The sequence below is a fragment of the Ruminococcus sp. FC2018 genome (genome assembly GCF_000621805.1).
GTDB lineage: Bacteria > Bacillota > Clostridia > Oscillospirales > Ruminococcaceae > Hominimerdicola.
Genome location: NZ_JHXH01000001.1, coordinates 192,993 through 216,468 on the forward strand (window position 1 = coordinate 192,993; position 23,476 = coordinate 216,468).

Annotated in this window: 22 protein-coding genes and 5 tRNA genes; 24 read left to right on the top strand and 3 right to left on the bottom strand. The window is 43.9% G+C overall.

Features of this window, described 5'->3' with window-relative positions:
* Positions 1-10 precede the first annotated feature (10 nt).
* Positions 11-325, bottom strand: a complete 315-nt coding sequence (locus T494_RS0100865; RefSeq protein WP_037343510.1) for a metalloregulator ArsR/SmtB family transcription factor — start codon at positions 323-325, stop codon at positions 11-13.
* Between the two features lie 254 nt (positions 326-579).
* Between T494_RS0100865 and T494_RS0100870 the strand changes: the two genes are divergently transcribed.
* The 3 genes from T494_RS0100870 (at position 580) to T494_RS0100880 (ending at position 5,765) form a co-directional block, all read left to right on the top strand.
* The gene (locus tag T494_RS0100870; protein ID WP_028504669.1) at positions 580-2,565 is read left to right on the top strand and encodes a toprim domain-containing protein; all 1,986 of its coding nucleotides are present in this window, start codon (positions 580-582) and stop codon (positions 2,563-2,565) included.
* Positions 2,566-2,602: 37 nt separating this feature from the next.
* A complete protein-coding gene (locus tag T494_RS0100875; RefSeq protein ID WP_028504670.1) occupies positions 2,603-4,840 on the top strand; it encodes a DNA topoisomerase (ATP-hydrolyzing) subunit A in 2,238 nt (745 codons plus the stop codon).
* A gap of 118 nt (positions 4,841-4,958) precedes the next feature.
* A complete protein-coding gene (locus tag T494_RS0100880) occupies positions 4,959-5,765 on the top strand; it encodes a zinc ribbon domain-containing protein (RefSeq protein WP_028504671.1) in 807 nt (268 codons plus the stop codon).
* A 54-nt stretch (positions 5,766-5,819) separates the two neighbouring features.
* Here the strand turns inward: T494_RS0100880 and T494_RS0100885 are convergent, their stop codons facing one another.
* Positions 5,820-7,247: an LCP family protein gene (locus T494_RS0100885; RefSeq protein ID WP_028504672.1), complete on the bottom strand. Its 1,428-nt coding sequence runs from the start codon at positions 7,245-7,247 to the stop codon at positions 5,820-5,822.
* Between the two features lie 303 nt (positions 7,248-7,550).
* Here T494_RS0100885 and T494_RS11840 point away from each other — a divergent pair, with 303 nt between their 5' ends.
* The 6 genes from T494_RS11840 (at position 7,551) to T494_RS0100915 (ending at position 13,441) form a co-directional block, all read left to right on the top strand.
* Positions 7,551-9,407, top strand: coding sequence for a protein kinase (locus T494_RS11840; protein ID WP_051539815.1), 1,857 nt, complete (start codon positions 7,551-7,553; stop codon positions 9,405-9,407).
* Between the two features lie 140 nt (positions 9,408-9,547).
* Positions 9,548-10,504, top strand: coding sequence for a 6-phosphofructokinase (gene pfkA, locus T494_RS0100895; RefSeq protein ID WP_037343511.1), 957 nt, complete (start codon positions 9,548-9,550; stop codon positions 10,502-10,504).
* A gap of 4 nt (positions 10,505-10,508) precedes the next feature.
* Positions 10,509-11,018 (top strand): GNAT family protein, encoded by a 510-nt coding sequence (locus T494_RS0100900; protein WP_028504674.1) that lies wholly within the window; start codon positions 10,509-10,511, stop codon positions 11,016-11,018.
* A gap of 140 nt (positions 11,019-11,158) precedes the next feature.
* Complete coding sequence (gene proC, locus T494_RS0100905; RefSeq protein ID WP_028504675.1) at positions 11,159-11,959, top strand: pyrroline-5-carboxylate reductase; 801 nt, start codon at positions 11,159-11,161, stop codon at positions 11,957-11,959.
* 49 nt (positions 11,960-12,008) lie between these two features.
* Positions 12,009-12,611 (top strand): hypothetical protein, encoded by a 603-nt coding sequence (locus T494_RS0100910; protein ID WP_028504676.1) that lies wholly within the window; start codon positions 12,009-12,011, stop codon positions 12,609-12,611.
* A 20-nt stretch (positions 12,612-12,631) separates the two neighbouring features.
* Complete coding sequence (locus tag T494_RS0100915; protein ID WP_028504677.1) at positions 12,632-13,441, top strand: YesL family protein; 810 nt, start codon at positions 12,632-12,634, stop codon at positions 13,439-13,441.
* A 46-nt stretch (positions 13,442-13,487) separates the two neighbouring features.
* On the opposite strand, the gene prfB is transcribed toward T494_RS0100915, so the two are convergent.
* The gene (gene prfB, locus T494_RS0100920; RefSeq protein ID WP_028504678.1) at positions 13,488-14,609 is read right to left on the bottom strand and encodes a peptide chain release factor 2; all 1,122 of its coding nucleotides are present in this window, start codon (positions 14,607-14,609) and stop codon (positions 13,488-13,490) included.
* Positions 14,610-14,756: 147 nt separating this feature from the next.
* On the opposite strand from prfB, the gene T494_RS0100925 reads away from it, so the two are divergent.
* From T494_RS0100925 to T494_RS0100995, 15 genes are all read left to right on the top strand, one after another.
* Positions 14,757-15,692, top strand: coding sequence for an RING finger protein (locus T494_RS0100925; RefSeq protein WP_028504679.1), 936 nt, complete (start codon positions 14,757-14,759; stop codon positions 15,690-15,692).
* Between the two features lie 127 nt (positions 15,693-15,819).
* Positions 15,820-16,116, top strand: coding sequence for a 30S ribosomal protein S6 (gene rpsF / locus T494_RS0100930; protein WP_028504680.1), 297 nt, complete (start codon positions 15,820-15,822; stop codon positions 16,114-16,116).
* Between the two features lie 48 nt (positions 16,117-16,164).
* The gene (gene ssb, locus T494_RS0100935; RefSeq protein ID WP_028504681.1) at positions 16,165-16,656 is read left to right on the top strand and encodes a single-stranded DNA-binding protein; all 492 of its coding nucleotides are present in this window, start codon (positions 16,165-16,167) and stop codon (positions 16,654-16,656) included.
* A gap of 45 nt (positions 16,657-16,701) precedes the next feature.
* On the top strand, positions 16,702-16,947 hold the full coding sequence (gene rpsR / locus T494_RS0100940; protein ID WP_028504682.1) for a 30S ribosomal protein S18: 246 nt from the start codon (positions 16,702-16,704) through the stop codon (positions 16,945-16,947).
* A gap of 159 nt (positions 16,948-17,106) precedes the next feature.
* Positions 17,107-19,521, top strand: a complete 2,415-nt coding sequence (lon, locus tag T494_RS0100945; RefSeq protein WP_028504683.1) for an endopeptidase La — start codon at positions 17,107-17,109, stop codon at positions 19,519-19,521.
* Positions 19,522-19,543: 22 nt separating this feature from the next.
* Entirely contained in the window at positions 19,544-20,131 is a 588-nt protein-coding gene (gene yihA, locus T494_RS0100950; RefSeq protein ID WP_028504684.1) for a ribosome biogenesis GTP-binding protein YihA/YsxC, read from the top strand.
* Between the two features lie 146 nt (positions 20,132-20,277).
* Entirely contained in the window at positions 20,278-20,586 is a 309-nt protein-coding gene (locus tag T494_RS0100955; RefSeq protein WP_028504685.1) for a YerC/YecD family TrpR-related protein, read from the top strand.
* A complete protein-coding gene (locus tag T494_RS0100960) occupies positions 20,583-21,338 on the top strand; it encodes a class I SAM-dependent methyltransferase (protein WP_028504686.1) in 756 nt (251 codons plus the stop codon). Before T494_RS0100955 ends, T494_RS0100960 begins: the two co-directional genes overlap by 4 nt.
* A 14-nt stretch (positions 21,339-21,352) precedes the next feature.
* Entirely contained in the window at positions 21,353-22,231 is an 879-nt protein-coding gene (gene hslO / locus T494_RS0100965) for an Hsp33 family molecular chaperone HslO (protein ID WP_028504687.1), read from the top strand.
* 175 nt (positions 22,232-22,406) lie between these two features.
* Positions 22,407-22,482, top strand: a tRNA-Val gene (locus T494_RS0100970).
* Between the two features lie 4 nt (positions 22,483-22,486).
* A tRNA-Asp gene (locus tag T494_RS0100975) sits at positions 22,487-22,560 on the top strand.
* 51 nt (positions 22,561-22,611) lie between these two features.
* Positions 22,612-22,684: transfer RNA gene (locus T494_RS0100980), tRNA-Phe, on the top strand.
* Positions 22,685-22,692: 8 nt separating this feature from the next.
* Positions 22,693-22,765 (top strand) — tRNA-Gly (locus T494_RS0100985).
* 7 nt (positions 22,766-22,772) lie between these two features.
* Positions 22,773-22,843, top strand: a tRNA-Cys gene (locus T494_RS0100990).
* 257 nt (positions 22,844-23,100) lie between these two features.
* Complete coding sequence (locus T494_RS0100995) at positions 23,101-23,475, top strand: GntR family transcriptional regulator (RefSeq protein WP_028504688.1); 375 nt, start codon at positions 23,101-23,103, stop codon at positions 23,473-23,475.
* Position 23,476 lies beyond the last annotated feature (1 nt).

A 23,476-nucleotide genomic window follows, 5' to 3' on the forward strand; every position in this document is an offset into this window, starting at 1 on the left:
TTTTGATCCGCTATTCGCTTATATGCTCCATACCCATGCTGAGTATGGTAGCAACGTGCTCGTCAGATACCGAATATATTACCGACTTACCCACCTTATGGTACTTTACAAGCCTTGCCTGCTTGAGCACTCTTAACTGATGTGAAACAGCCGACTGTGTGGAGCCTACAACCTCTGTAATATCGCCAACACTCAGCTCTGTATTCAGAATAGAATAGAGTATCTTGACCCTTGTGGGATCGCTGAGCATCTTAAACAGCTCGGCAAGCTCATAAACCTGTTCGTCAACAGGCATATTGTCCATAAGCTTTTCTATCTCACTCATTGTTTTTCCTCCTTTGATCCGATGTTATCAAATGAATATATGAATGTTTGTTCATATGTATTATAACACATGTGATACAAAAGTCAATGAACAATCTGTTAACATTAGAAACTTTGTACATTGCCCTCAAAAAACATTTTTACGGTTATCCTCGACTTATTCAGAAAAAAGACTTTACAAATATGGTGTGTTTGTGATATAATAAATCCTAGATATGGTATTTTATACTTGAAAACAGGAGAGTTGATTTACAAATGGCGAAAAAAAGGGATTACTCAAATGAAGATATAGTTTCACTCAAAGGTGCCGACCGTGTAAGAAAGCGTCCTGCGGTTATTTTTGGATCGGACGGACTTGACGGCTGCGAACATTCTGTGTTCGAGATCCTTTCCAACTCTATCGATGAGGCGAGAAACGGATACGGAAACAAGATCGTTCTCACCAAGTTCAACGATAACTCTATTGAGGTTGAGGACTTCGGAAGAGGCTGTCCCGTTGATTATAACCAGCGTGAAAAGCGTTACAACTGGGAGCTTGTTTACTGTGAGCTTTACGCAGGCGGAAAGTATAACACCAACGGTGGAGAGAATTACGAGTTTTCACTGGGTCTGAATGGACTTGGTGCCTGCGCTACACAGTATGCCTCCGAGTATATGGACGTTGAGGTGTGCCGTGACGGACAGAAGTATTCTCTTCATTTTGAAAAAGGCAACAATGTGGGCGGGCTGAAAAAGGAGCCTTGCACGAAGAAGTATAAAACAGGTACTAAAACACGCTGGAGACCAGACCTTGACGTTTTTACGGATATTGCTATCCCGAAAGAGTATTTTGAGGACGTTCTGAAAAAACAGGCGGTGGTCAATCCGAAGGTGGAATTTGTCCTTCGTTATCAGCGTGAAAACGGTTCTTTTGAAGAACAGACCTTTATTTACGAAAACGGCATTGCCGACTATGTTGCAGAGATAGCAAACGACACACAGATGTCCTCGGTACAGTACTGTACTGCCGACAGAGTCGGACGTGACCGTGAGGACAAGGAAGATTATAAGGTAAAGCTGTGTGTTGCGTTCACTTTTTCCAACAAGGTAAAGAGGCTGGAGTATTTCCACAACTCAAGCTTCCTTGAACACGGCGGTTCTCCCGAGGACGCTGTCAAGAGCGCTTTCACCTCGCAGATAAATGCATATCTCAAAAATAACAACAAGTATCTTAAAAACGAAAAACCGATAACTTTCCCTGATATTGAGGATTGCCTGGTGCTGGTGTCAAGCTCGTTTTCCACACAGACCTCCTATGCAAACCAGACCAAAAAGGCTATAACCAACAAGTTTATCAAGGATTCCATGACCGATTTTCTCAAGCACCAGCTGGAGATATACTTTATAGAAAATCCCGATGAAGCGCTGAAGATAGCCGAGCAGGTCATGATAAACAAGCGAAGCCGTGAGTCTGCCGAAAAGACAAGGCTCAACGTGGTCAAAAACCTTACCGGAAAGATCGACCTTGCAAATCAGGTGGAAAAGTTTGTTGACTGCCGTTCAAAGGACCTCTCGCAGAGAGAGCTTTACATCGTGGAGGGTGACTCTGCGCTTGGCTCTGTAAAAATGGCGAGGAATGCCGATTTCCAGGCGGTCATCCCTGTAAGAGGAAAGATCCTCAACTGTCTTAAAGCCGACTATGATAAGATATTCAAAAACGAGATAATTGTTGACCTTATAAAAGTCCTGGGCTGCGGAGTTGAGGTCAAAACCGGTAAGAATAAAGAGTTCTCAATGTTTAATCTTGACAATCTGCGCTGGAACAAGATAGTTATCTGTACAGATGCCGACGTGGACGGATTCCAGATAAGAACCCTTATCCTGACCATGCTTTACCGGCTAACCCCGACGCTTATCGAAAAGGGATATGTCTACATCGCAGAGTCTCCGCTGTTTGAGATAACCACCTCCGACAGAACATACTTTGCGTATGATGAACCGGAGAAAGCTAAGATAATGCAGATGATAGGCAATAAGAAATGCACCATCCAGCGTTCCAAGGGACTTGGTGAGAACGAGCCTGAGATGATGAGCCTTACAACCATGGACCCGTCCACAAGACGGCTTATCAAGGTCTGTCCCGATGATATAGAAATGACACAGTGGATGTTTGATATGCTCCTGGGGGACGACCTTGCAGGCAGAAAAGAGTTTATAACCAACAACGGAATCGATTATCTTGAAATGGCTGATATTTCATGATCTATAAATAACAGCACAGCGAAAGGACAGTATAATAATGGCAAGAAAAAAAAGCAAGGAGACCGCTTTACCAAAGAAAAAAAGCGATGCTTATATCGACGGTGCAGGTCTTGTTGTTGAACAGAAGATAACCCAGACCCTTGAAACCAACTATATGCCGTATGCCATGAGCGTTATCGTTTCAAGAGCGTTCCCTGAAATAGACGGCTTCAAGCCCTCCCACAGAAAGCTTCTGTATACCATGTATAAGATGAACCTTTTAAACGGAGGTCTTACAAAATCCGCCAATATCGTTGGTGCGACCATGCGTCTCAATCCACACGGTGATGCAACTATATACGAAACTATGGTGCGCCTTTCAAGGGGCAATGAAGCCCTGCTGCACCCATATGTGCTCAGCAAGGGTAATTTCGGAAAACAGTATTCCAAAAACATGGCATATGCAGCATCACGTTATACCGAAGCAAAACTCGAGCCGATATGTGATGAGCTTTTCAAGGATATAGATAAGGATACGGTGGATTTTGTCCCCAATTACGACAATACGACCACCGAGCCGTCTCTTTTCCCGGCGACTTTTCCAACCATACTTGTAAATGCAAACGCAGGTATCGCCGTTTCAATGGCAAGCCAGGTCTGCCCATTTAATCTGGGTGAGGTATGCGAAACAACTATTGCGCTTATGAAGAACCCTGATTTCAATGCTCTTGAAACACTTAAAGGACCAGATTTCCCCGGCGGAGCAAATATGCTCTTTGACGAGGAGGAGCTTGACAAGATTTACCGCACAGGCAGAGGCTCGGTGAGACTGCGTGCAAAATACAATTATGACAAATCAGAAAAGTGTATCGAAATAACCGAGATACCCTATACCACAAATGTTGAGGCAATAATCGATAAGATAAGACAGCTTATAAAAGCCAACAAAATACGTGAGATATCCGGCATCAGAGATGAAACGGACATAAACGGACTGAAAATAGCTATTGACGTCAAAAAAGGCGTTGAGGTGGATAAGCTTATGCAGAAGCTTTATAAGCAGACTCCGCTGGAGGACACTTTCAGCTGTAACTTCAATATCCTTGTCAAGGGCTATCCGAAAGTAATGGGAGTCTATGACATCATCAAAGAATGGGTCAGCTTCCGAATGGGCTGTGTAAAACGCAGGACTGCCTTTGATATGAAGAAAAAGCAGGATAAGCTGCACCTGCTCAAAGGTTTGGGGAAAATACTTCTTGACATCGATAAGGCGATTAAGATAGTTCGTGAAACAAAGGAAGAATCCGATGTTGTACCTAACCTTATGGTTGGCTTCGGAATTGACGAAATACAGGCTGAGTACGTGGCAGAGATAAAACTTCGCCACCTGAACAGAGAGTACATCTTAAAACGTACCGAGGAAACAAAGGCACTTGAAGAAGAGATAAGCCGCCTTGAGGAGCTGCTTGGCAGCGATAGAAAGATCAAGCAGGTCATCATCAAAGAGCTTGAAGAGGTAAAAAAGAAATATTCACAGCCCAGAAAGACCGGATGTTATTACGCCTCGGATGTGGTAGAGATTGACGTTGAAGAAGAGATACCCGACTATCCCTGCGAGATATTCCTTTCCGCAGAAGGCTACTTTAAAAAGTGTACCCCACAGTCTTTGCGTATGGCGAGCGAACAAAAGCTCAAAGAGGGCGACTTTATCTCCCAGCACGCCGAGACCGCAAACAAGAGCGAGCTTCTGTTTTTCTCCGACAAGTGCAGCGTGTATAAGGCAAAGCTCTCACAGTTCGCCGATACAAAGGCATCTGCAATGGGTGATTATATACCCGCCAAGCTTGCATTTGAAAAGGATGAAAATGTTGTCTTTGCAGTTAATACGACCGACTATTCTGGGTATATGATATTTGTCTTTGAAAACGGCAAGGTCGCCAAAGTTCCCCTTGATTCCTACGAGACCAAAACAAACAGGAAAAAGCTTGCCAACGCCTATTCCGGCAAGGCAAAGCTTGTAAAGATGTTCTGGATAAAAGATAACGCCAATATCATGCTGCGCACTACCAACGGCAGAGCTATGATATTTGATACATCTTTGCTGATGCCAAAAGCCTCAAGAGAGACTATCGGCGTGCAGGCTATGATTTGCAAGGCAAAATCCACCGTGGAAAAAGCGTTTGTAATAACCGATGAAAAAGCTGCCGAGCTTTCAAAGTACCGCAGCAAGAATATCCCTGTGGCAGGCTCCTTTGCAAAGGATATCGAGGACCCCGACCAGATGACACTTATATGATTTTTGTGCAGACAGGCTGGTTTGCCTGCCTGCATTTTTATATTTGCCGTTGTTGACTTTGAAGGGATTATGTGATATACTGTCGTTAAGTTAAAAGACTTTCAGGGGAGGGGATATTTTGGATTGCCCAAAATGCGGTAAAAAAATCGGCGATAATGATAATGTCTGCTCAAACTGCGGCGTTGTTATAAAAGAGAATGTCGATAATACAAAGCTTTCCACTAAGCTTTTCGGAAAGAAAAATGTAAAAAAGAATCCGCTTGCCACATCGAAACTGGGCAAGACCGAAAAGCTGCGCAGCAAGTTTGGTATGAAGCATCTGAAGATAATCCTTGTCGTAGCAGCTGTGCTGATTCTGATTGCTCTTATTGTAACTCTCGTGGTCTCTATCTCAAGCGGCAAGGGAAGAAAGCTTGCGAGAAATACCGCCGAGTATCTTGGAAAAACAGTAGCGGTCGCAGAATCAAAGCTTGACGAACACTTTAAGGATAAATCTGCTTTTTCAGGTCTCAATAAAGCCCTGGAGTTTGACTATGTCCGGGAGAGCGAGGACTCTGTAAAGGTTGACGGAATGACATATCCCGAATGGGCAGTGCTGGTAAAGGTGAATAAGCAGCAACAGATACAGAGTGTTAAGTATTGCGATTTCAAACTGCTTAAAAAAGACGTCAGGGGAGTAAAGTGCGATAAGTTTATTAACCTTGAAAGATTTGACGAGGGCGCAGATTACAGCAAGGTCAATGCCGAGATCGACATAGATCCTTATTCCATAAGCTATTCCGAAAAGTTTGTGACATACCGTTACAGGTACTGGTTTGAGAACGATTCCGGTGACCAGCAGCAGGTGGTGCTTGATGTTTCCTACGACAGTGACAACCACTTCCTGTATTATTCCTCAAATATGGTTTATCCCGAAAATCTGTAAAAAATATAAGAGCTGCTGCATATTTGTGCAACAGCTCTTTCTTTATGCCATGTATCAGTCGTACAGCTCTTTTTTGATAAGCTGGCGACACTTTTCAATGTCAACATCCACAGTTGACTGACCGCCCTTGTGGGAACCGAATTCGTAGCTCCCGTCTGCCGGGATACGAAGCTCTTTAAGATCATAACCCATGTAGAAAGGAAGCTTGTATGCGTATGAGAAAAGCTGGGATTTATTCATGTTCGTGATAAGGTCGTTGGTGGCAGCCTTTGCAAAACCGAACTTTGTGAAGATGCCTGAATCCTTTGTTTTCTTTATTACGTTCATCATTACGGTCCGCTGGCGCTGCGTCCTTTCAAAATCTGCATTTCCAACGTATCTTAACCTTGAATATGCAAGAGCCTGATTCCCGTTGACAGTCTGCTTGCCTCCTCCGCTTAGCAAATCCTTGTTGGTATCCTTTTTTAATACTTTGTTCTGCTCTTTGATATTGTCGTTCATTACCTTTGCTTCCTCATCGCTGATGTCAAGTTCAATGCCTCCTATGGCATCAATGATCTGGATAAAAGACTCAAAGTCGAAATAAACATAATCGTCTATATCAATTCCAAAATTGTACTTTATTGTGTCCATAAGCAGCTCAGCACCGCCGAAAACAAATGCAGAGTTAAGCTTGTTGCGGTACAGACCGTCCGGCTCCTCGTCGTCATACATCTTTGTTCCGTCGTTGGCATATCCCACAAGGGGCAGATACATATCCCTCATAAGAGATACTATGGTCATCTGCTTTTTCTTTGTGTTTATGGAAAGCACTATCATGGAGTCTGTCCGTCCCAGATCCTCCATGTTCCTTGTGTCGGAGCCGATAATAAGAATGTTTTTCACATCGTCGCTTTTCATCGTTGCTGATATGGAGTCATCTCTTTTTTTTGTTTCCACAACATTTACCTTTCCCACAAGGTATAAAGCCAGCAGATTGTATACGGCAAATCCCAGGAATACAAGCGCAAACACTGTTATAAGTATTCTTTTAAGTATGCTTTTCTTTTTTTTGCCCTCCAAGTTTTTGCTTCCTCCTTGTAACTGCTCAGCTTTTGCAGGCTGCCTGTTTACCTGTTTAGCAGGTTCTTCCCGCATTTTCAAATCTCTGTTATCTCTGCTTTTGACGGTCCTGCCGTGGGTCATACGGGACTTTCCGTCGGCTCCGTGCCTGCGTTGCCTTGCAGGACTGTTGCTTTGCGCTCTGGCAGAATTGCTGCCCTTGCGGTTTGTTGCAGGGGAGTTTCTGCGCTGCTGAGGAAACTGTGGGTAAGAAGGCTGCCCGCCTGTGTGATAGCGGTCATACTGCTGAAATTCAAAGTCAACATAGCTGTCAAAATAATCTGTACCGTCCATTTTGCTGTATTCTTTCAGCTGTCGGTAATATTGTTCATCCGGTGAAGAACTGCCTCCGCCATGGAAAGGCGTTTGCCTGTTGTCCATGTTTTATCTCCTTTTTATGTCTTTTTCGTTTTGTATCTACCGGATAATTATATACTACAGCAGAACATTTGTCAAATGATTTCACCATTTTTTCACATAGGCTTGCAGCAATATAAAAAAATGAAGAGGATTATATCTAACATTTGTGAAGATTGTCCATATCTGTGTTGAATGTGTGCTGTCAGATATTACAGAATTAAAACAAATTGTTTCATAATATCAACATTTTGTGGTTATAACTTGACTTGCTGACAAATATTTGTTATGATAAGATGATAATTTATGTAGATAAGGAGGTTCGGTATGGATCCACGTAATGAGCTTTGTATGGGTTGTATGAACGAGTTGGATTCAAACGGACAGTGTCAGTATTGCAGTTATACTGAAAATATTCCGCACCTGCAGGCATATCTTGCACCCAAAACAGTGCTTGACAATAGATATATCATAGGTAAAATGCTTTCCTATAACGGTGAGGGCGCTTCCTATATCTGTTACGATATGGTGAGCAAATGCAAATGTGTCTGTCGTGAATATATGCCCGATACCCTTTGTGAAAGGGACAGCGAGACCCAGGATCTTATTGTTAACAAAGACTGTCTTGCAAAATATAAGACCTTTATGTCCGAATTTGCTGATGTGAACAGGTCGCTTTCAAAAATGAGAAATCTTCATCACATCGCTACAGCAAGGGATATGTTCAATGCAAACAATACGACATATGTTATTCTGGAGTATGTTGAGGGTGTCTCGCTGAAGAAGTTTCTTCAGTCCAATACAGGGTTTTTGTCCTGGGAACAGGTCAAAAAGCTGTTTGTACCTTTGTTTACCACCCTTAGCATCATACATAATGCAGGTATAATTCATAGGGGAATATCGCCCGAGAATATTATTGTCACAACCGACGGCGAACTGAAGCTTACAGGCTTTTGTATAAGCTCCATAAGAACGTCCAACACAGGTCTTATCCCCGAGTTCTATTCCGGATATACCGCTCCGGAGCAGTATTCGTCCCTTGAATGGCAGGGCACCTGGACAGACGTTTATGCTATTGCGGCGGTAATTTATAGGATACTTACCGGCTGTATGCCTCTTGATGCACAGACAAGAACGAAAAATGATACCCTCGTTGAGGCTGCAAGGATAAATCCTCGTATTTCTCCCCACATCTCAAGAGTTATAGCCAAGGCTATGGCTGTAAGAGGTGCGGAAAGAATACAGACTGTTACCGAGTTTGTCTCTGCGCTCTTTGAACCACGCTCAAGACAGCGCATTGAAATGGAGAAGGGCTCTACACAGACTATACCCATTTATCATCCGCCACGCAATCGCCGTGAGCCGCAGCGTGAAAGACCTGTACCTCAAAGGCAGGAAAGACCGGTCAAGAAAAAGAATAACACAGCCCTTATCGTTGGCTGGGTCGTTATCGCACTGGTGCTGGGACTTTGTATCTTCCTGTTGTATCTGCTTTTCTCCGGACCTTCAAAGAATGATGATTCATCTTCGTCTGTTGTTATTGTGGACTATACTCCCGAAAGCAGCCAGAGCGAATCTTCAAAGCCGGATGATTCATCTTCACAGTCTGACAGCAGCGAGGAAGGTCTTGGCGAGGGCGCAATAATGCCTAATATGGTGGGCGTAAGGATAGACGTTGTAAAACAGCAGATCGCTAATAACTTTGATCTGAAAATAGACTATTTCTTCTCCGATGAAGATGAGCGCAATATAGTTTATGAACAGAGTATCCCCGAGGGTACAAGCTATGACCCGGCAAAGAAGAATGTGCTTGTGCTTAAGGTGTGCTCCGGACCTGAAAATGTTAAAGTCCCCAATTATTACGGAGTTGACCAGAAGTCTTATCTCGACCAGCTTAACGAGCTGAATATAAAGTATAAGGTGTCTGAGGTCTACGGAAGCCAGAAGGCAGGATCTATTCTGGGAACAAGCGTAGTTCCCGGTAATAAGATCAATGTCAAGAAGGGCGATGTGCTTGTGGTTTACGTCTCTGACGGAAAGAATACTACAGTTGCTACCACTACCAAGGAATCTGATACCGAGGTGGTTACAAAGCAGACTAAAGCCACCCAGGCGCAGACTAAGCCTGCCCAGCCGACCCAGGCTCAGACTCAGGCTCAGCCCCAGAATAATCAGCAGCAGTAGTTTCCCCGGGTTTTAAACCTCGCACATCCTGCTGATAAAATAGTTCAAATTAGTGCAAAGCCCTTGACAATCCAGGGGCTTTGTGTTATTATTATCTGGGTAATAATGGGCTTTTTCTTATAATAAAGGAGGATAAATATATGAAAATCGGAATACTTACAAGTGGTGGAGACGCACCTGGCATGAACTCTGTTGTCAGAGCTGTCTGCCGCTCGGCACTTAACAAGGGCATGGAAGTTGTAGGAATAATGAGAGGTTATAACGGACTGCTCAACGGCGATGTTATCAATATGGACGCCATGACAGTATCCGGTATCATACAAAGAGGCGGTACTTGTCTTTATACAGCAAGATGTAACGAGTTCAGAAATATCGAAGGCGTAAAAAAGGCAAAGGAAAACTGCGTAAAAATGGGACTTGACGGAATAGTTGTCGTAGGCGGCGACGGATCTTTCAGAGGTGCTGCCGACCTTTCCGCACAAGGCATTCCATGTATCGGTATCCCGGGAACGATTGATAACGATATTTCCTGCACCGATTATACCATCGGTTATGATACTGCAATGAATACCTGCGTTCAGATGATAGATAAGATCTGCGACACAGCCGCTTCCCACGACAGATGCTCTGTTGTTGAGGTAATGGGCAGAAAAGCAGGCTATATCGCTATCAACGTTGCTGTTGCAGTTGGTGCTGTTGCTTGTATCACCCTTGAGAAGGAATATGACCTTGACGAGATCGCAAAGAAGATGATCGAGTCTAAGGCTCACGGCAAAACCCACTTTATTATCGTTGTTTCCGAGGGCGTGGGTAAAACCGAGTATATCACAAAGACGATTCAGGATCTTACCGGCGTTGAGTCCAGAGCTACAGTTCTTGGGCACGTTCAAAGAGGCGGTGCTCCTACGCTCCGTGACAGAGTTGCTGCTACAAAGCTTGGCTATTACGCTGTTGAGCTGCTTGAAAAGGGCGTTGGCAACAGAGTATGCGGCTTTAAGCAGGGCGAGGTATATGATGTAGACATCATGGAGGCTCTCAGCATGAAGAAACCTTTTGAGGACGAGCTTTACGACATCCTTTATAAGACAGCGTTCTGATCGTATGAGACTCAGACCGTATGTCCACAGTCATGACTTTGATGTTATCAGTGCCTGGATCAGTGACGAAAGAACCAATGCGCTGTGGTCTGCCGACCGTATAAGCTTTCCCCTTGAAAAAGAGAGCTTCGGCAGATTTCTTGAGCAGCAGTTTGAACGCAGCGGCGATTGTCCCTTTGTTGCAGCACAGGACGATGGCAGGGTAGTGGGCTTTATCTGCTGTTCAGTGAACTGTGAGTCAGATGAGGCAATGCTGAAATTTGTGGTCGTTGACCCTGTCCAGCGTGGAAAAGGTTATGGAAAAGATATGGTAAGGCTTGCCGCAAAGTATGCTTTTGAAATTGCAGGTGCTTTGCTTGTGCACCTTAACGTGTTTACGGTCAATTCCGCAGCTCGCAGGTGTTATGAAAGCGTTGGCTTCGTTCATAGGAACACCGCTCCCGATGCCTTTACGTTTAAGGGTGAGTCCTGGGGAAGATGTAATATGATCCTGACCCACGAGCGTGTAAAATGATCCCATAAGTAAAATAGTTGTCAAAGCTGTCATGCTAACGTTGCGTGGCAGCTTTTTTGTAATGTTTTTATTTGGTACTTGAAAAATTCTGACTTTTGGTGTATAATTATTTTTGTATTTGAAAAAAGGAGTTGATATCAATGGTAAATGTTGGTTTTATCGGCTGCGGAAATATGGGAACTGCCATAATGAAAGGTATCCTTAAAAGCAAGATGAGCAGCGATGTAAAGCTTTATGCCTTTGATAAATCCCAGACTGCCCTTGACAAGGCTGTGACTGAGGGTGCTGTGGGCGTCAGCGATGCAGCTGATGTGGTTGCCTGCTGTAAATATGTCTTCTTTGCCATCAAGCCCCAGCAGCTTGATGAGGTGCTTGATAAGGTCGCATCGCAAGTAACCGCTGATACAGTCATTGTGTCTATACTTGCCGGTGTAACGGATGAATACTATGCCAAGAGAACGGTTGCCGGTGCAAAAGTTGTGCTGGTAATGCCGAATACGCCTTTTCTGCTTGGTGAAGGAGCAACAGCTCTGTCACGTTCCGAAACAGTTACCGACGAGGAGTTTGACCTTGTGTGCAGTATCTTTTCTTCGGGCGGCATAAGCAAAATAATCGATAAGGATAAAATGAAGGAGATAATTGCCATAAACGGCTCTTCTCCCGCATTTATCTATCTTTATACAAAATACTTTGTTGACTACGCAAAAAGCGTAGGTATCGATGAAGAAACTGCTAAGGCTCTTTTTGCAAAGTCTCTTATCGGCTCTGCAAAAATGATAACCGACAGCGGTAAAAGTCTTGATGAGCTTATAGAAATGGTTTCCTCAAAGGGCGGTACCACTATCGCTGGGCTTGAAAAGCTTCGTGAAGGCGGACTGTCCGACGCTGTTGACAACTGCTGTAAAGCCTGCACAAAGAGAGCTTACGAGCTTTCCAAGTGAATAAAAACAGCTTGACCGCATATACATTACAAAAAGGATGTGATGTGTCATGTTGGTCAAAAAATCAGGTATATTATCATGGAAAGTCTATACTGCGATGCTGTGTGTGGTGCTTGTGGGCACCCTTGTCGGCTGCCTGTTGTACAGCCGTTTGGATGCTCAGACCCTTGGCAGGATATGCAGCTCTCAAGCGGACTTTATAACCGCAAGGGGACAGGCTTCCTTTTCACATATCCTGCTTCGTACCCTCACCTCGTCATCGCTGTTCATGCTGGTGGTGTTCCTTTCGGGATTTGGTGCAATAGGACACGCTGCCGCATTGGGCGCACTTTGCTACAAAGGGATGGGCCTGGGGCTTATACTTTCACAGATGTATTCACAGTATTCTGCAAAGGGGATCTTGTATTCGCTTTTCACCGTCGTCCCCAACGCAGTAGTTTCTGCGTCAGTGCTTGCCCTTGCGGCAAGAGAAGCTTTTGGTCTGTCAAATACATACGCCTTGTTTACCTTGTCTGACAGACAGCTGGACGGGATAAGACCTTGTGTAAAACTATACTGCGCCAAGCTTTTGATACTTGAAGCCGTGCTTGCACTTTCTGCGGGCTGCGATTGCCTTATAGCATGGATCTTCAAGAGCTTTGTGCCAAAATAAAAATAAAGGAAAGAAAAATAATGGCATTGTTCCAAAACAACAATAATCATAGTGGTGCACTGCGTACGCCCCATGAAAAACCCGGATTTATAAAGTATACAGGTGTGTATCTCAGACATTTCTGGGAGCTTTTAAGGCTCAATCTGTTGTATATAATCGCCTGCATACCCATAATAACCATAGGTCCCGCAACTGCGGCGATGACAAAGCTTTGCAGGAATTATTACCAGGAAAGACACGTATACATATGGACGGATTTCTGGAAGGCTTTTAAAGATAACTTCAAACAGGGTATGTTTTTTGGCATAATAAATATCCTTTGTGCCGTGGTCTTTTCTGTGAGCATACCTATTTATATGAAGTGGGCACGGGATGTCTCAGCTATGTATGTGCCGTTTTTTATCACCCTGGGCTTTATGGTCGTTCTGGTCATGGTCAGCTCATATGCATATATCATGGTCAGCTCCACCAATCTTAAAGTAAAGCAGATTTTTAAAAACTCCCTTATCCTTGTATATCTTTGCGTTAAAAGATCCATTGCGTTCTTTATTATCTATGTTGCCGTTATGTCGGCGGCTATCCTTTTCTTCCCCGTATCTCTTATATTCATTGTGTTCTGGCCGTTCACGTTTATCTCTTTTGTGGATTGCTGCCTGTGCTATCCGATGGTAAGAAAGTACGTTATTCAGCCGTACTATGACCAGCGTGGAGAGGAAAATCCCGAAGAAGCGTACCTTGATACGCATGATGAGCGAGTATTCGTGGATTCCCCGCAGTATGAGACCAAGGACCAGGCTAATAAAAAGAGAAAGAAGAAGACGATCAAGTAAAAAAATAACTGCTGTGCCAATAAAAGGTACAGCAGTTTTACTTTTGTTATTCTTTTTCAATAGATCCAAGTGATAACGCTTTCAGATAAGCGTTTATAAATCCGTCAAGGTCACCGTCCATAACTGCGCTGACGTTGGAAGTCTCATATCCCGTGCGCACATCTTTAACAAGAGTGTATGGCATAAATACGTAGGATCTTATCTGTGAACCCCAGCCGATCTCTTTCTGAACACCCTTAATATCGCTGATCTTTTCAAGATGCTCACGTTCCTTTATCTTCACAAGTTCCGAGCGCAGCAGCTTCATAGCGTATTCTCTGTTCTGAAACTGGCTTCTCTGTGTCTGACATGAGGTCACAATGCCAGTGGGCTTATGGATAAGACGTACAGCCGATGATGTCTTGTTGATGTGCTGACCGCCGGCACCGGATGAACGGAATACCTGCATCTCAATGTCTTCCGGTCTGATATCCACCTCAATAGTGTCGTCGATCTCAGGCATCACATCAGCCGCCGAAAAGGAAGTCTGTCTTGCACCGGCAGCGTTGAACGGGGAGATACGCACAAGCCTGTGAACGCCTGCTTCGCTTTTGAGGTAACCGTAAGCATTTTCGCCCTCGATCATCATTGTTACAGTTTTCAGACCTGCCTCGCTGCCCTCCAGAAAATCAAGGGTGGATACCTTGAAATTGTGCTTTTCAGCCCAGCGTGTGTACATTCTGAAAAGCATCTCCGTCCAGTCCTGAGCCTCGGTTCCGCCTGCTCCCGCATGAAGGGTGATAATGGCATTGAGCTTGTCATATTCACCTGTGAGAAGAGTGGCAAGGGAAGCCTCGTCAAGCTTCTGACTCAGAGTTTCCACCTCCTGCCTGATCTCCTCGATCATGCTTTCGTCCTCTTCCTCGGCTGCCATTTCCAGCATAACTTCAATATCTTCATATGATGTGGTAAAATCCTTGTATTTTTCCAGCTTGCTTTCAAGGCTCCTGGTTTCCTGTAAAACCTTCTGCGAGTTGTCGATGTCATCCCAGAATCCCGGCTCCGCAGCCTTCTCGTGAAGCTCCTCAATACGCTCTTTGCTTCTTTCGATGTCGTATACATCGTGGAGCTCCTTGATAGTGGGGCTTAAAGCTTCAAGCTGTGATTTCAGATTTTCTAAAAATACCATATATCATTCTCCTTAAATACTCTTACCACTTATTATAGAACTTTTTTTTGTAAAAGTAAAGAAAAAAATAAAAAAACTATGGTATTTTAAAAAAAAGTATGCTATAATATATTGAAATTGATGTGCAATGGAAAGTGAGGTTGGCAAATGGCTAATTTTACAGGCGCAAAATGCATTGTCTGTGAACAGACCTTCAAGGACGGCGATGACGTTGTTGTGTGCCCTGATTGCGGCACACCGTATCACCGTGAATGTTATAAGCAGGCGGGTAAATGTGTTAATGATGAGCTTCATGCAAGCGGCGAGGCATGGAAGAAAACGGCTCAAGAAGGCGGCGAAGGAATAAGATGCAGCCGGTGCGGCTTTAATAACGATAAAGATAAGCTTTTCTGCGAAAGCTGCGGCACACCCCTGAATACGACCGGTTCTAACAAGACCAGTTCGTTTAACGAGCCTAAACCGGGAGAGGGCAACACTAACAACGGTCGTGTTGAGTTCTCACCGTTTGGAGAAAGAACTGTCTACGATAAAGATTCTGTTATTGACGGGATAAAGCTTGAGGATTATGCGGGGTATGTCAAGTCAAATCCCTTTACATTTCTTATGAGCTTTATAAGATTCGGTAAATATGGCGGAAAGCTATCGCTGAATATCGGTGCTTTTCTGTTCCCGGAGGTTTATTTCCTTTTCAGGAAAATGCGCCTTGTTGGTATTATCTCCCTGATCGTGTGTGCAGCTCTCACCGTTCCGCTTATGATCGCTCAGTTTGCTGTGGGATACGCAGGGATAAAGATAGGCTTTTCCTTTGATGTTACAGGTAAGACGTTCACCGTGATCGCTGATATGTGTTGGTACGGTCTTATGGTGTGGAGGATATTCTCCGGTCTGCTCGCTAATTATCTGTATTACAAAAAAGCAAAAGGCGATATCAGCAGGATAAGGGAAAGCTCTGACGCAGAGCAGGAAGTTAAGGAGAGGATAGCTGCAAAGGGCGGCGTATCCTGGCCTGCTGCCATTGTCGGATACGGATTTTTCTGCAGCCTTGTTCTGGGTGTTGTGTTCCTGTTCAACAGGTTGCTTTAATTTAATAAAAAATTTACAATTTTGCGAACCTGCCTGTTGACATCGGGCAGGTTTTATGTTATCATAATATGGTATCCTTGCTTGTACGATATGGTGCAGGCGAAATCCAGAAGGAGGTGCAATAGTAATGGCAAAAATCAATGAAAGCTATGAAGCTATGGTTGTTTTCAGCACAAAGCTGGAGGATGAGGGCGCAGCTCTTATCGAAAAGTTTGATGGTATGATCAAGAACCATGCAGAGGCTGACTCAGTTGAAATGAACAACTGGGGTAAGCGCAAGTTGGCTTATGCTATTAACTACGAGACGGAAGGAACATATGTACTTTGGACATTTACATCCAAGCCTGAGTTCCCATCTGAGCTTGAGAGAGTTCTCAAGATCACAGACGGCGTTATCCGCTTCTTGGTTACAGTAAAGCAGTAATAACGTAATAGATATTATTGCAAGCCGGCGAAAGAGAGGTAGAAAGTTATGCTTAACAGAGTTATTTTGATGGGCAGGATCACACAGGATCTGGACCTCAGACAGACACCTTCGGGCACATCTGTGCTTACATTCAGCGTTGCTGTTGAGAGAAATTTTGTGAAGCAGGGTGAGGAAAGACAGACTGATTTTATAACCTGTGTTGCCTGGCGCCAGCAGGCTGATTTCATCTCAAGATATTTCAGCAAAGGCAGAATGATCGCAATCGAAGGCAATTTGAGAACAAGGACCTATGACGATAAGAACGGCACAAAGCACTACGTAACTGAAGTGTATGTTGATAACGTAAGCTTTACCGGTGAGAAGAAGTCCGACGGCGGCAATACCTCGGCTTATTCCGGTAACGGTTATTCCAACAACTATAACAGCGCACCTGCGCAGCCGGTCAGCCAGCCACAGTCAGGTAACAATGAAGCACTGTCTATCGGAGACCTTTCCGATTATGAAGAAGTGCTCAGCGATGACGGAATACCATTCTGACAATCTTAAGATCATAACATTGAATAGTTAGGAGTGAAAATGACAATGGCAATGGAAAAAACAGCTTCAAGACCAATGAAGAGAGGTCGTAAGAAGGTTTGTATGTTCTGCGTAGACAGAGCAGAGACTATCGACTATAAAGATATCGCAAAGCTTAGAAAGTGCATGACAGAGAGATCCAAGATCCTCCCAAGACGTGTTACCGGAACATGTGCTTATCATCAGAGAGAGCTTACCAAGGCTATCAAGAGAGCGCGTCACGTAGCTCTTATTCCTTATGTTTCCGACTAATATAAGCTTTATAATGAGGTATCCTTTATAGGATACCTCTTTTTGTATATTATGGCATTATTCTGCACTTGAAAAAAAGCGGCGTCTGTGTTATAATATTTGTTACGGAAAAGAAGTGTTTTCCCATCCGTAAGCCTTTAGAAAGAATAGGACTTGACTATGAGCGAAAAAACAAATATCAAAAAGAATATAATAATGGACTTTGTCCCGACAAGAGATCTGGTTGTTTTCCCGAACATGACAGTTTACTTTGATGTGGGAAGGAATTTTTCTGTAAGAAGCATCAAAAATGCCATGGAAAAGGATATACCTGTTTTTCTTGCTGCCCAGAAGGACGTGAATGTTGAAAAGCCGGAGAAGAAAGACTGCTATTCAATAGGTACCGTTGTAAGGGTTAAGCAGATAGTAAGAACAGGCAATGTTTACCGTGTTCTGGTCGAGGGTGTCAACAGAGCTAAGCTTGTCAATCTTTTCGAACATAAGTACGGATATGAAGCAGAGATAAAAATGATGCATAACTATCCAAGGGAGAAGTTTGAAAAGATGGAGGTCATCGCCCTTTTCAGGGAAGCCATGTCTGCATTTGAAGACTATGCAAAGCTGCTTCCCAGAATGCCGCAGGAGCTTTATTCACAGATCCTTGGTTCCAAGACTCCTATCGAGCTTTTTGAGAGCATAGCGTTTAATATCTCTCTTTCGTTCCAGGACAGACAGGCATTGCTTGAGGCATCTACAGTGGGTGAAAAGCTGGCTATGCTGCTTAAAATACTTTCAAGAGAAATAAACGTCCTTACATTGGAACAACAGATACATGACCAGGTTAGAACACAGATAGAGGATAACCAGCGTGAGTATTATATCCGTGAGCAGATAAAGGCTCTGCAGCATGAGCTTGACGGTGAAGCAGCAGAAAGCGACGATGGAGATCCGGATAAGTATATTGAAAGAATAAAGAAGCTTGGTCTTGATGAGAAAAGCGAAGAAAAGCTGGTTAGTGAGGCAAAAAGACTTGCGCATATGCCTATCGGTTCCCAGGAGGCAGTAGTAATAACCAACTATCTTGATACGGTGCTTTCTTTGCCCTGGAATTCCTTTACCAAGGACAGGACCGATGTTAAAAAAGCCGCAAAGATCCTTGATGCCGATCATTACGGTCTTAAAAAAGTCAAGGAGAGGATACTTGAAAATCTGTCGGTGAGAGCACTTGCACCGGATGTCAAGGGACAGATACTCTGCCTTGTCGGACCTCCGGGAGTAGGTAAGACATCGGTTGCCAAGAGTATAGCAAGAGCACTTGGCAGGAATTTTGTAAGAGTATCTCTTGGCGGAGTTAAGGACGAGAGCGATATAAGAGGTCATAGAAAAACCTATGTAGGCTCAATGCCAGGACGTATAATAAATGCCATGAAGCTTTGCGGAAGCATGAATCCTGTAATGCTTCTTGACGAGATAGATAAAATGTCCAATGACTTCAGAGGAGATCCGTCGTCGGCAATGCTTGAGGTGCTTGACAGCGAACAGAATAATGCCTTCAGGGATCATTACATAGAAATACCCTTTGATCTGAGCGAGGTACTGTTTATTACCACCGCCAATACCCTTGATACTGTTCAGGCTCCGCTGCTTGACCGAATGGAAGTAATTGAGCTTTCAAGCTATACCCGTGAGGAAAAGTATAACATTGCAAAGAAGCATCTTGTCAAAAAGCAGCTTGCTAATCACGGACTTACAGCATCAATGTTCAAGATATCAAATGATGCACTTTATAAGCTGATAGACAGCTATACTAAAGAAGCAGGCGTAAGAAACCTTGAAAGAGCTATCGGAAAGCTTTGCAGAAAAGCCGCACGAGAGATAGTTGAAAATGATGTAAAATCTGTTTCGTTCAACGCTTCCAACCTGAGCAAGTACCTTGGACACGAAAAATATCTTCCGGATCTTGTATCGGCGGAAGATTGCGTAGGCTGTGTCAATGGGCTTGCCTGGACATCTGTGGGCGGCGTTATAATGCCTCTTGAGGTGCTGGTGCTTGATGGAAAGGGAAAAATAGAGCTTACCGGATCTCTTGGAGATGTTATGAAGGAATCCGCAAGGATAGCTGTAAGCTACTGCCGCAGCATAGCAGATAAATATGGTATAAGCAGTGATTTCTACGAAAAGAAGGACCTGCATATCCATGCACCTGAGGGTGCAGTGCCAAAGGACGGACCGTCAGCTGGCGTTACCATGATAACCGCTATCGTTTCAGCACTCAGCGGGCTTAAAGTGCGTTCAGATGTTGCGATGACAGGTGAGATCACATTGACCGGTAAAGTCCTTGCTATCGGCGGACTGCGTGAGAAAACAATGGCTGCATACAAAGCCGGTGTAAAGACCTGTGTAATACCTTTTGCGAATAAAGGCGATCTTGATGAGGTAGAGGATATCGTAAAGATGAATGTTGAGTTCATTTTTGCTAAAACCATTGACGATGTTCTTGATGTTGCACTTGTTGAGGAAAAAAACAAAAAAAGATTGTCACTTGAACTTATGCCTGCTAAAAAGACAAGAGGCAGAAAGAAAGTGACCGTATAAATAATTGTTTAAGGAGCATCCAATGAATATAAATCTGGCTGAATTTGTAACTTCGTATGCAGACTATAAGCAAATGCCTGCATCGGACAGAATAGAGATAGCTTTTTCCGGACGCTCCAACGTGGGCAAGAGTTCGCTAATAAATAAGATCTTTAATCGAAAAAAACTTGCAAGAGTCAGCTCTATGCCGGGAAAGACAGTGACCATTAACTTCTATTCACTTGAAAACATTTATATTGTAGACCTGCCGGGATACGGCTATGCAAATGTTTCAAAGAGCGAAAAGAAAAAATGGGGCGATCTGATCGGAAGCTACCTGAGTGACGGTGAGCGTGATCTTGCACTGGTATTTCAGCTCATTGATATGCGTCATCCACCCTCAAAAGACGATCTTCAAATGATAGATTTCCTTATTGACAGCGAGATACCGTTTGTGGTGGTGCTTACGAAAGCTGATAAATTAAAACCGACTCAGCGAAAGCTGAGATTGGAAGCGTTCAAGACTGAGATACCTTGCTTTGAGGATATTACCTGTGTGGAGTTCTCTGCCGTAACAGGTGAGGGCGTGGAAAATATCCGAAGCATAATAGAAGAGGTTGCACAGGATTGATTTTAGTGGAGCGCTTTTTACACAAATAAAATTCAGAAATTATAAATAAAATATTCATAATTCTCCTTTACATTTCAACACTTTTATGTTAAACTGTTATTATGGTTTAACACTTTACATTATGAAATGCTAAAGGAGACTTTTTTATGAAAGAACGTATGGAAATCAAAAATCTTGATGACCTTTATGAGGCTATTCTTCATCTTGAAACAGTTGAGGAGTGCAGATCCTTTTTCAAGGACCTTTGTACCATTCCCGAATTAAAAGCACTCTCACAGCGTTTTCAGGTGGCAAAGATGCTTATGGACGACAATGTTTACAGCGAGATCGTCCGCAAGACAGGTGCTTCCACAGCAACTATCAGCCGTGTGAACAGATCGCTTACGTATGACGGAAGCGGCGGATATAATATTGTTTTTGACAGAATGAACAAGAAGAAGGAATCTGAGGAATGAGCTTCGGATACGAACAGTTTGCTCAGTTCTATGATCGTCTGACCGGCAATGTTGACTATGACTCAATAGCTATGCTTGTACATGAGCTTGTTCAGAAATATGCCGATTATAAAGAGGTCATTCTGGATCTTGCCTGCGGTACGGGGAGCCTTAGTGAAAAGCTTGCGCAAAAGGGATACGATGTTGTTGGTGTAGACAATTCGCCTGAAATGCTTGAAATTGCACTGCAAAAATTTGAGGGCAAGGATCTGCCCGTCACTCTTTTGCAGCAGGATATGACAGAGCTTGAGCTTTACGGTGCGGTTGACTGCACGGTATGTATTCTTGACAGTTTCAATCACCTGAGTGATAAACAACAGCTTCAAAAAGCCTTCGAGCGTGTGTCCATGTTCACTTGTGACGGAGGCTTGTTTGTATTTGATCTGAATACTGAGTATAAGCACAAACAGGTGCTTGCTGACAATGCCTTCAACTTTGATAATGAAGACTGTTTCTGTGCTTGGCAGAATGAGCTTGCCGATGATGCAAGTGTGCATATCTATCTTGATTTTTTTCAAAAAGACAATGACGGCAGATATACAAGATACAGCGATGACTTTACGGAAATTCTTTTTGAGAACAGCTTTATTGAGAATGAACTTAAACAAAACGGCTTTGAGTTGATAGGGAAGTACGACGATTTCTCGCTTGAACCTGTGAAAGAAACCAGCCAGCGTGTGCTGTGGGTTTGTAAAAAGACGGCAAAAAAATAAAGGAGAATACCCTTATGGGAAGAATAGTTCGTGCGATAAGCAAAGATGCTTCGGTGGTGTGCAGCGCCATTGACGGCAATGATATAGTTTCAAGGATAGAGCAGATACACAAGACCTCTGCTGTGTGTACAGCGGGACTTGGCAGGCTTGCTATGGCAACATCTCTGCTCGGCTTTGGTCTTAAAGGCGAAAAGGACAGCGTTACAGTCAGAATGGAAGGCGGTGGTCCTGCAGGCGCACTTATCTGTGTTTCGGACAGCTTTGGCAATGTAAGGGCTTATATCCAGAATCCCGTCGTTGAATTGCCGCTGAACGATAAAGGCAAGCTCGATGTCGGCGGTGCAGTCGGCAGGGAAGGCACACTCAGCGTTGTTAAAGACCTCGGTCTGAAAGAGCCTTATGTCGGTCAGGTGCCGATTGTTTCCGGCGAAGTAGCAGAGGATATAACCAGTTACCTTGCCCTGAGTGAGCAGGTGCCGAGCGTGTGTGCGCTGGGAGTGCTCGTAAATCCCGATCTTACGGTAAATTGTGCAGGCGGTTTCCTTGTTCAGCTTCTTCCGTTCGCTCCCGAAAGTGCAATAGATCAGATCGAGAAAAATATCAACTCCATGCAGTCTGTAACGCAGATGATCTCCGGGGGAATGACCACAGAGGAGATCGCCCTTAAAGCCCTTGAGGGTCTTGAACCGAACGTGCTTGATGACTTTAAGGTGGAGTACAGATGCGATTGCTCAAGAGAACGTGTGGAAAAGGCACTTATCTCCCTTGGTGAAAAAGACCTTAAAGAAATGGCGCAAGAGCCTGAAACACAGGTGGAGTGTCATTTTTGTGATAAGAGATATAAATTTACCTCTGAGGAGATCTTGAAGCTGGTTGAAAGTGCGAAGAAATAGTGCCTTTTATGGTTCTTGATGGGTAATTATCGATGAGATATCCGCATATGCATATTATTACAGATCAAGACGGAAATTGATTGATGAATTTCTTACTAAAAAATCCAAAAAGCTCTTGACAAATCAGCTCAGATGTTGTATAATTAATTTCGTCACTTGAAGAGGTGACGATGTTGGGGGTATAGCTCAGCTGGGAGAGCATCTGCCTTACAAGCAGAGGGTCACAGGTTCGATCCCTGTTGTCCCCACCATCAAGGCCGGGTAGTTCAGCTGGTTAGAACGCTAGCCTGTCACGCTAGAGGTCGTGGGTTCGAGCCCCATTCCGGTCGTTTTAGTTCTCTGTATCTTTTCGAAATACTGATCTAAGTTTACAGAGTTACGCCTCTGTAGCTCAGTAGGTAGAGCAGGGGACTGAAAATCCCCGTGTCGATGGTTCGATTCCGTCCGGAGGCACTTGTTTTGCGGCTTTAGCTCATCTGGTAGAGCGCCACCTTGCCAAGGTGGAGGTAGCGAGTTCGAGCCTCGTAAGCCGCTTTATTATGGCGCTATAGCCAAGTGGTAAGGCGTAGGTCTGCAACACCTTGATCCCCGGTTCAAATCCGGGTGGCGCCTTAGAGCTGTGCATTTTATATGTGCAGCTTTTTTTATTGTATCCGATCTGTACTCTGTTACTAAGATATAGAGAAAAGGCGGAAAATGAAGATAGTGATTTGATCCATATTGTTTTAAAAAGACAGCTGGTTTTCTCAGGTGTCTTTTTTTTGTAAGCAACTGAGAAAAAAATATAAAAAAAAATAGATTTTCTATTGACAAATGTATATATAATGTGTATAATGTATATATCAAGTATACACAATGTTGGTGATCACATGAACGTTATTATTTCAAATTCATCGGGAGTCCCTATCTACGAACAGATAGTCTCCCAAATCAAAGAACAGATCATGAACGGTGAATTGAAAGCAGGGGACGCCTTGCCTTCGATGCGAGCCTTGGCTCAGTCTGTCCGCATAAGTGTTATAACAACAAAGCGTGCTTATGAAGAACTTGAAAGGGACGGCTTTATCGAGTCTTTTACAGGAAAAGGAAGCTTTGTTAAAGGGCAGAATACAGAGCTTTTGCGTGAGGAGTATCTCAAGCAGGCGGAGGAGTTTTTGCAGCAAGCCTGCGACAGAGCACGCAAGGCTGGAGCAAGCGCAGACGAGCTTCATGATATGATCGACATTATTTATGGAGGCGAGTGAT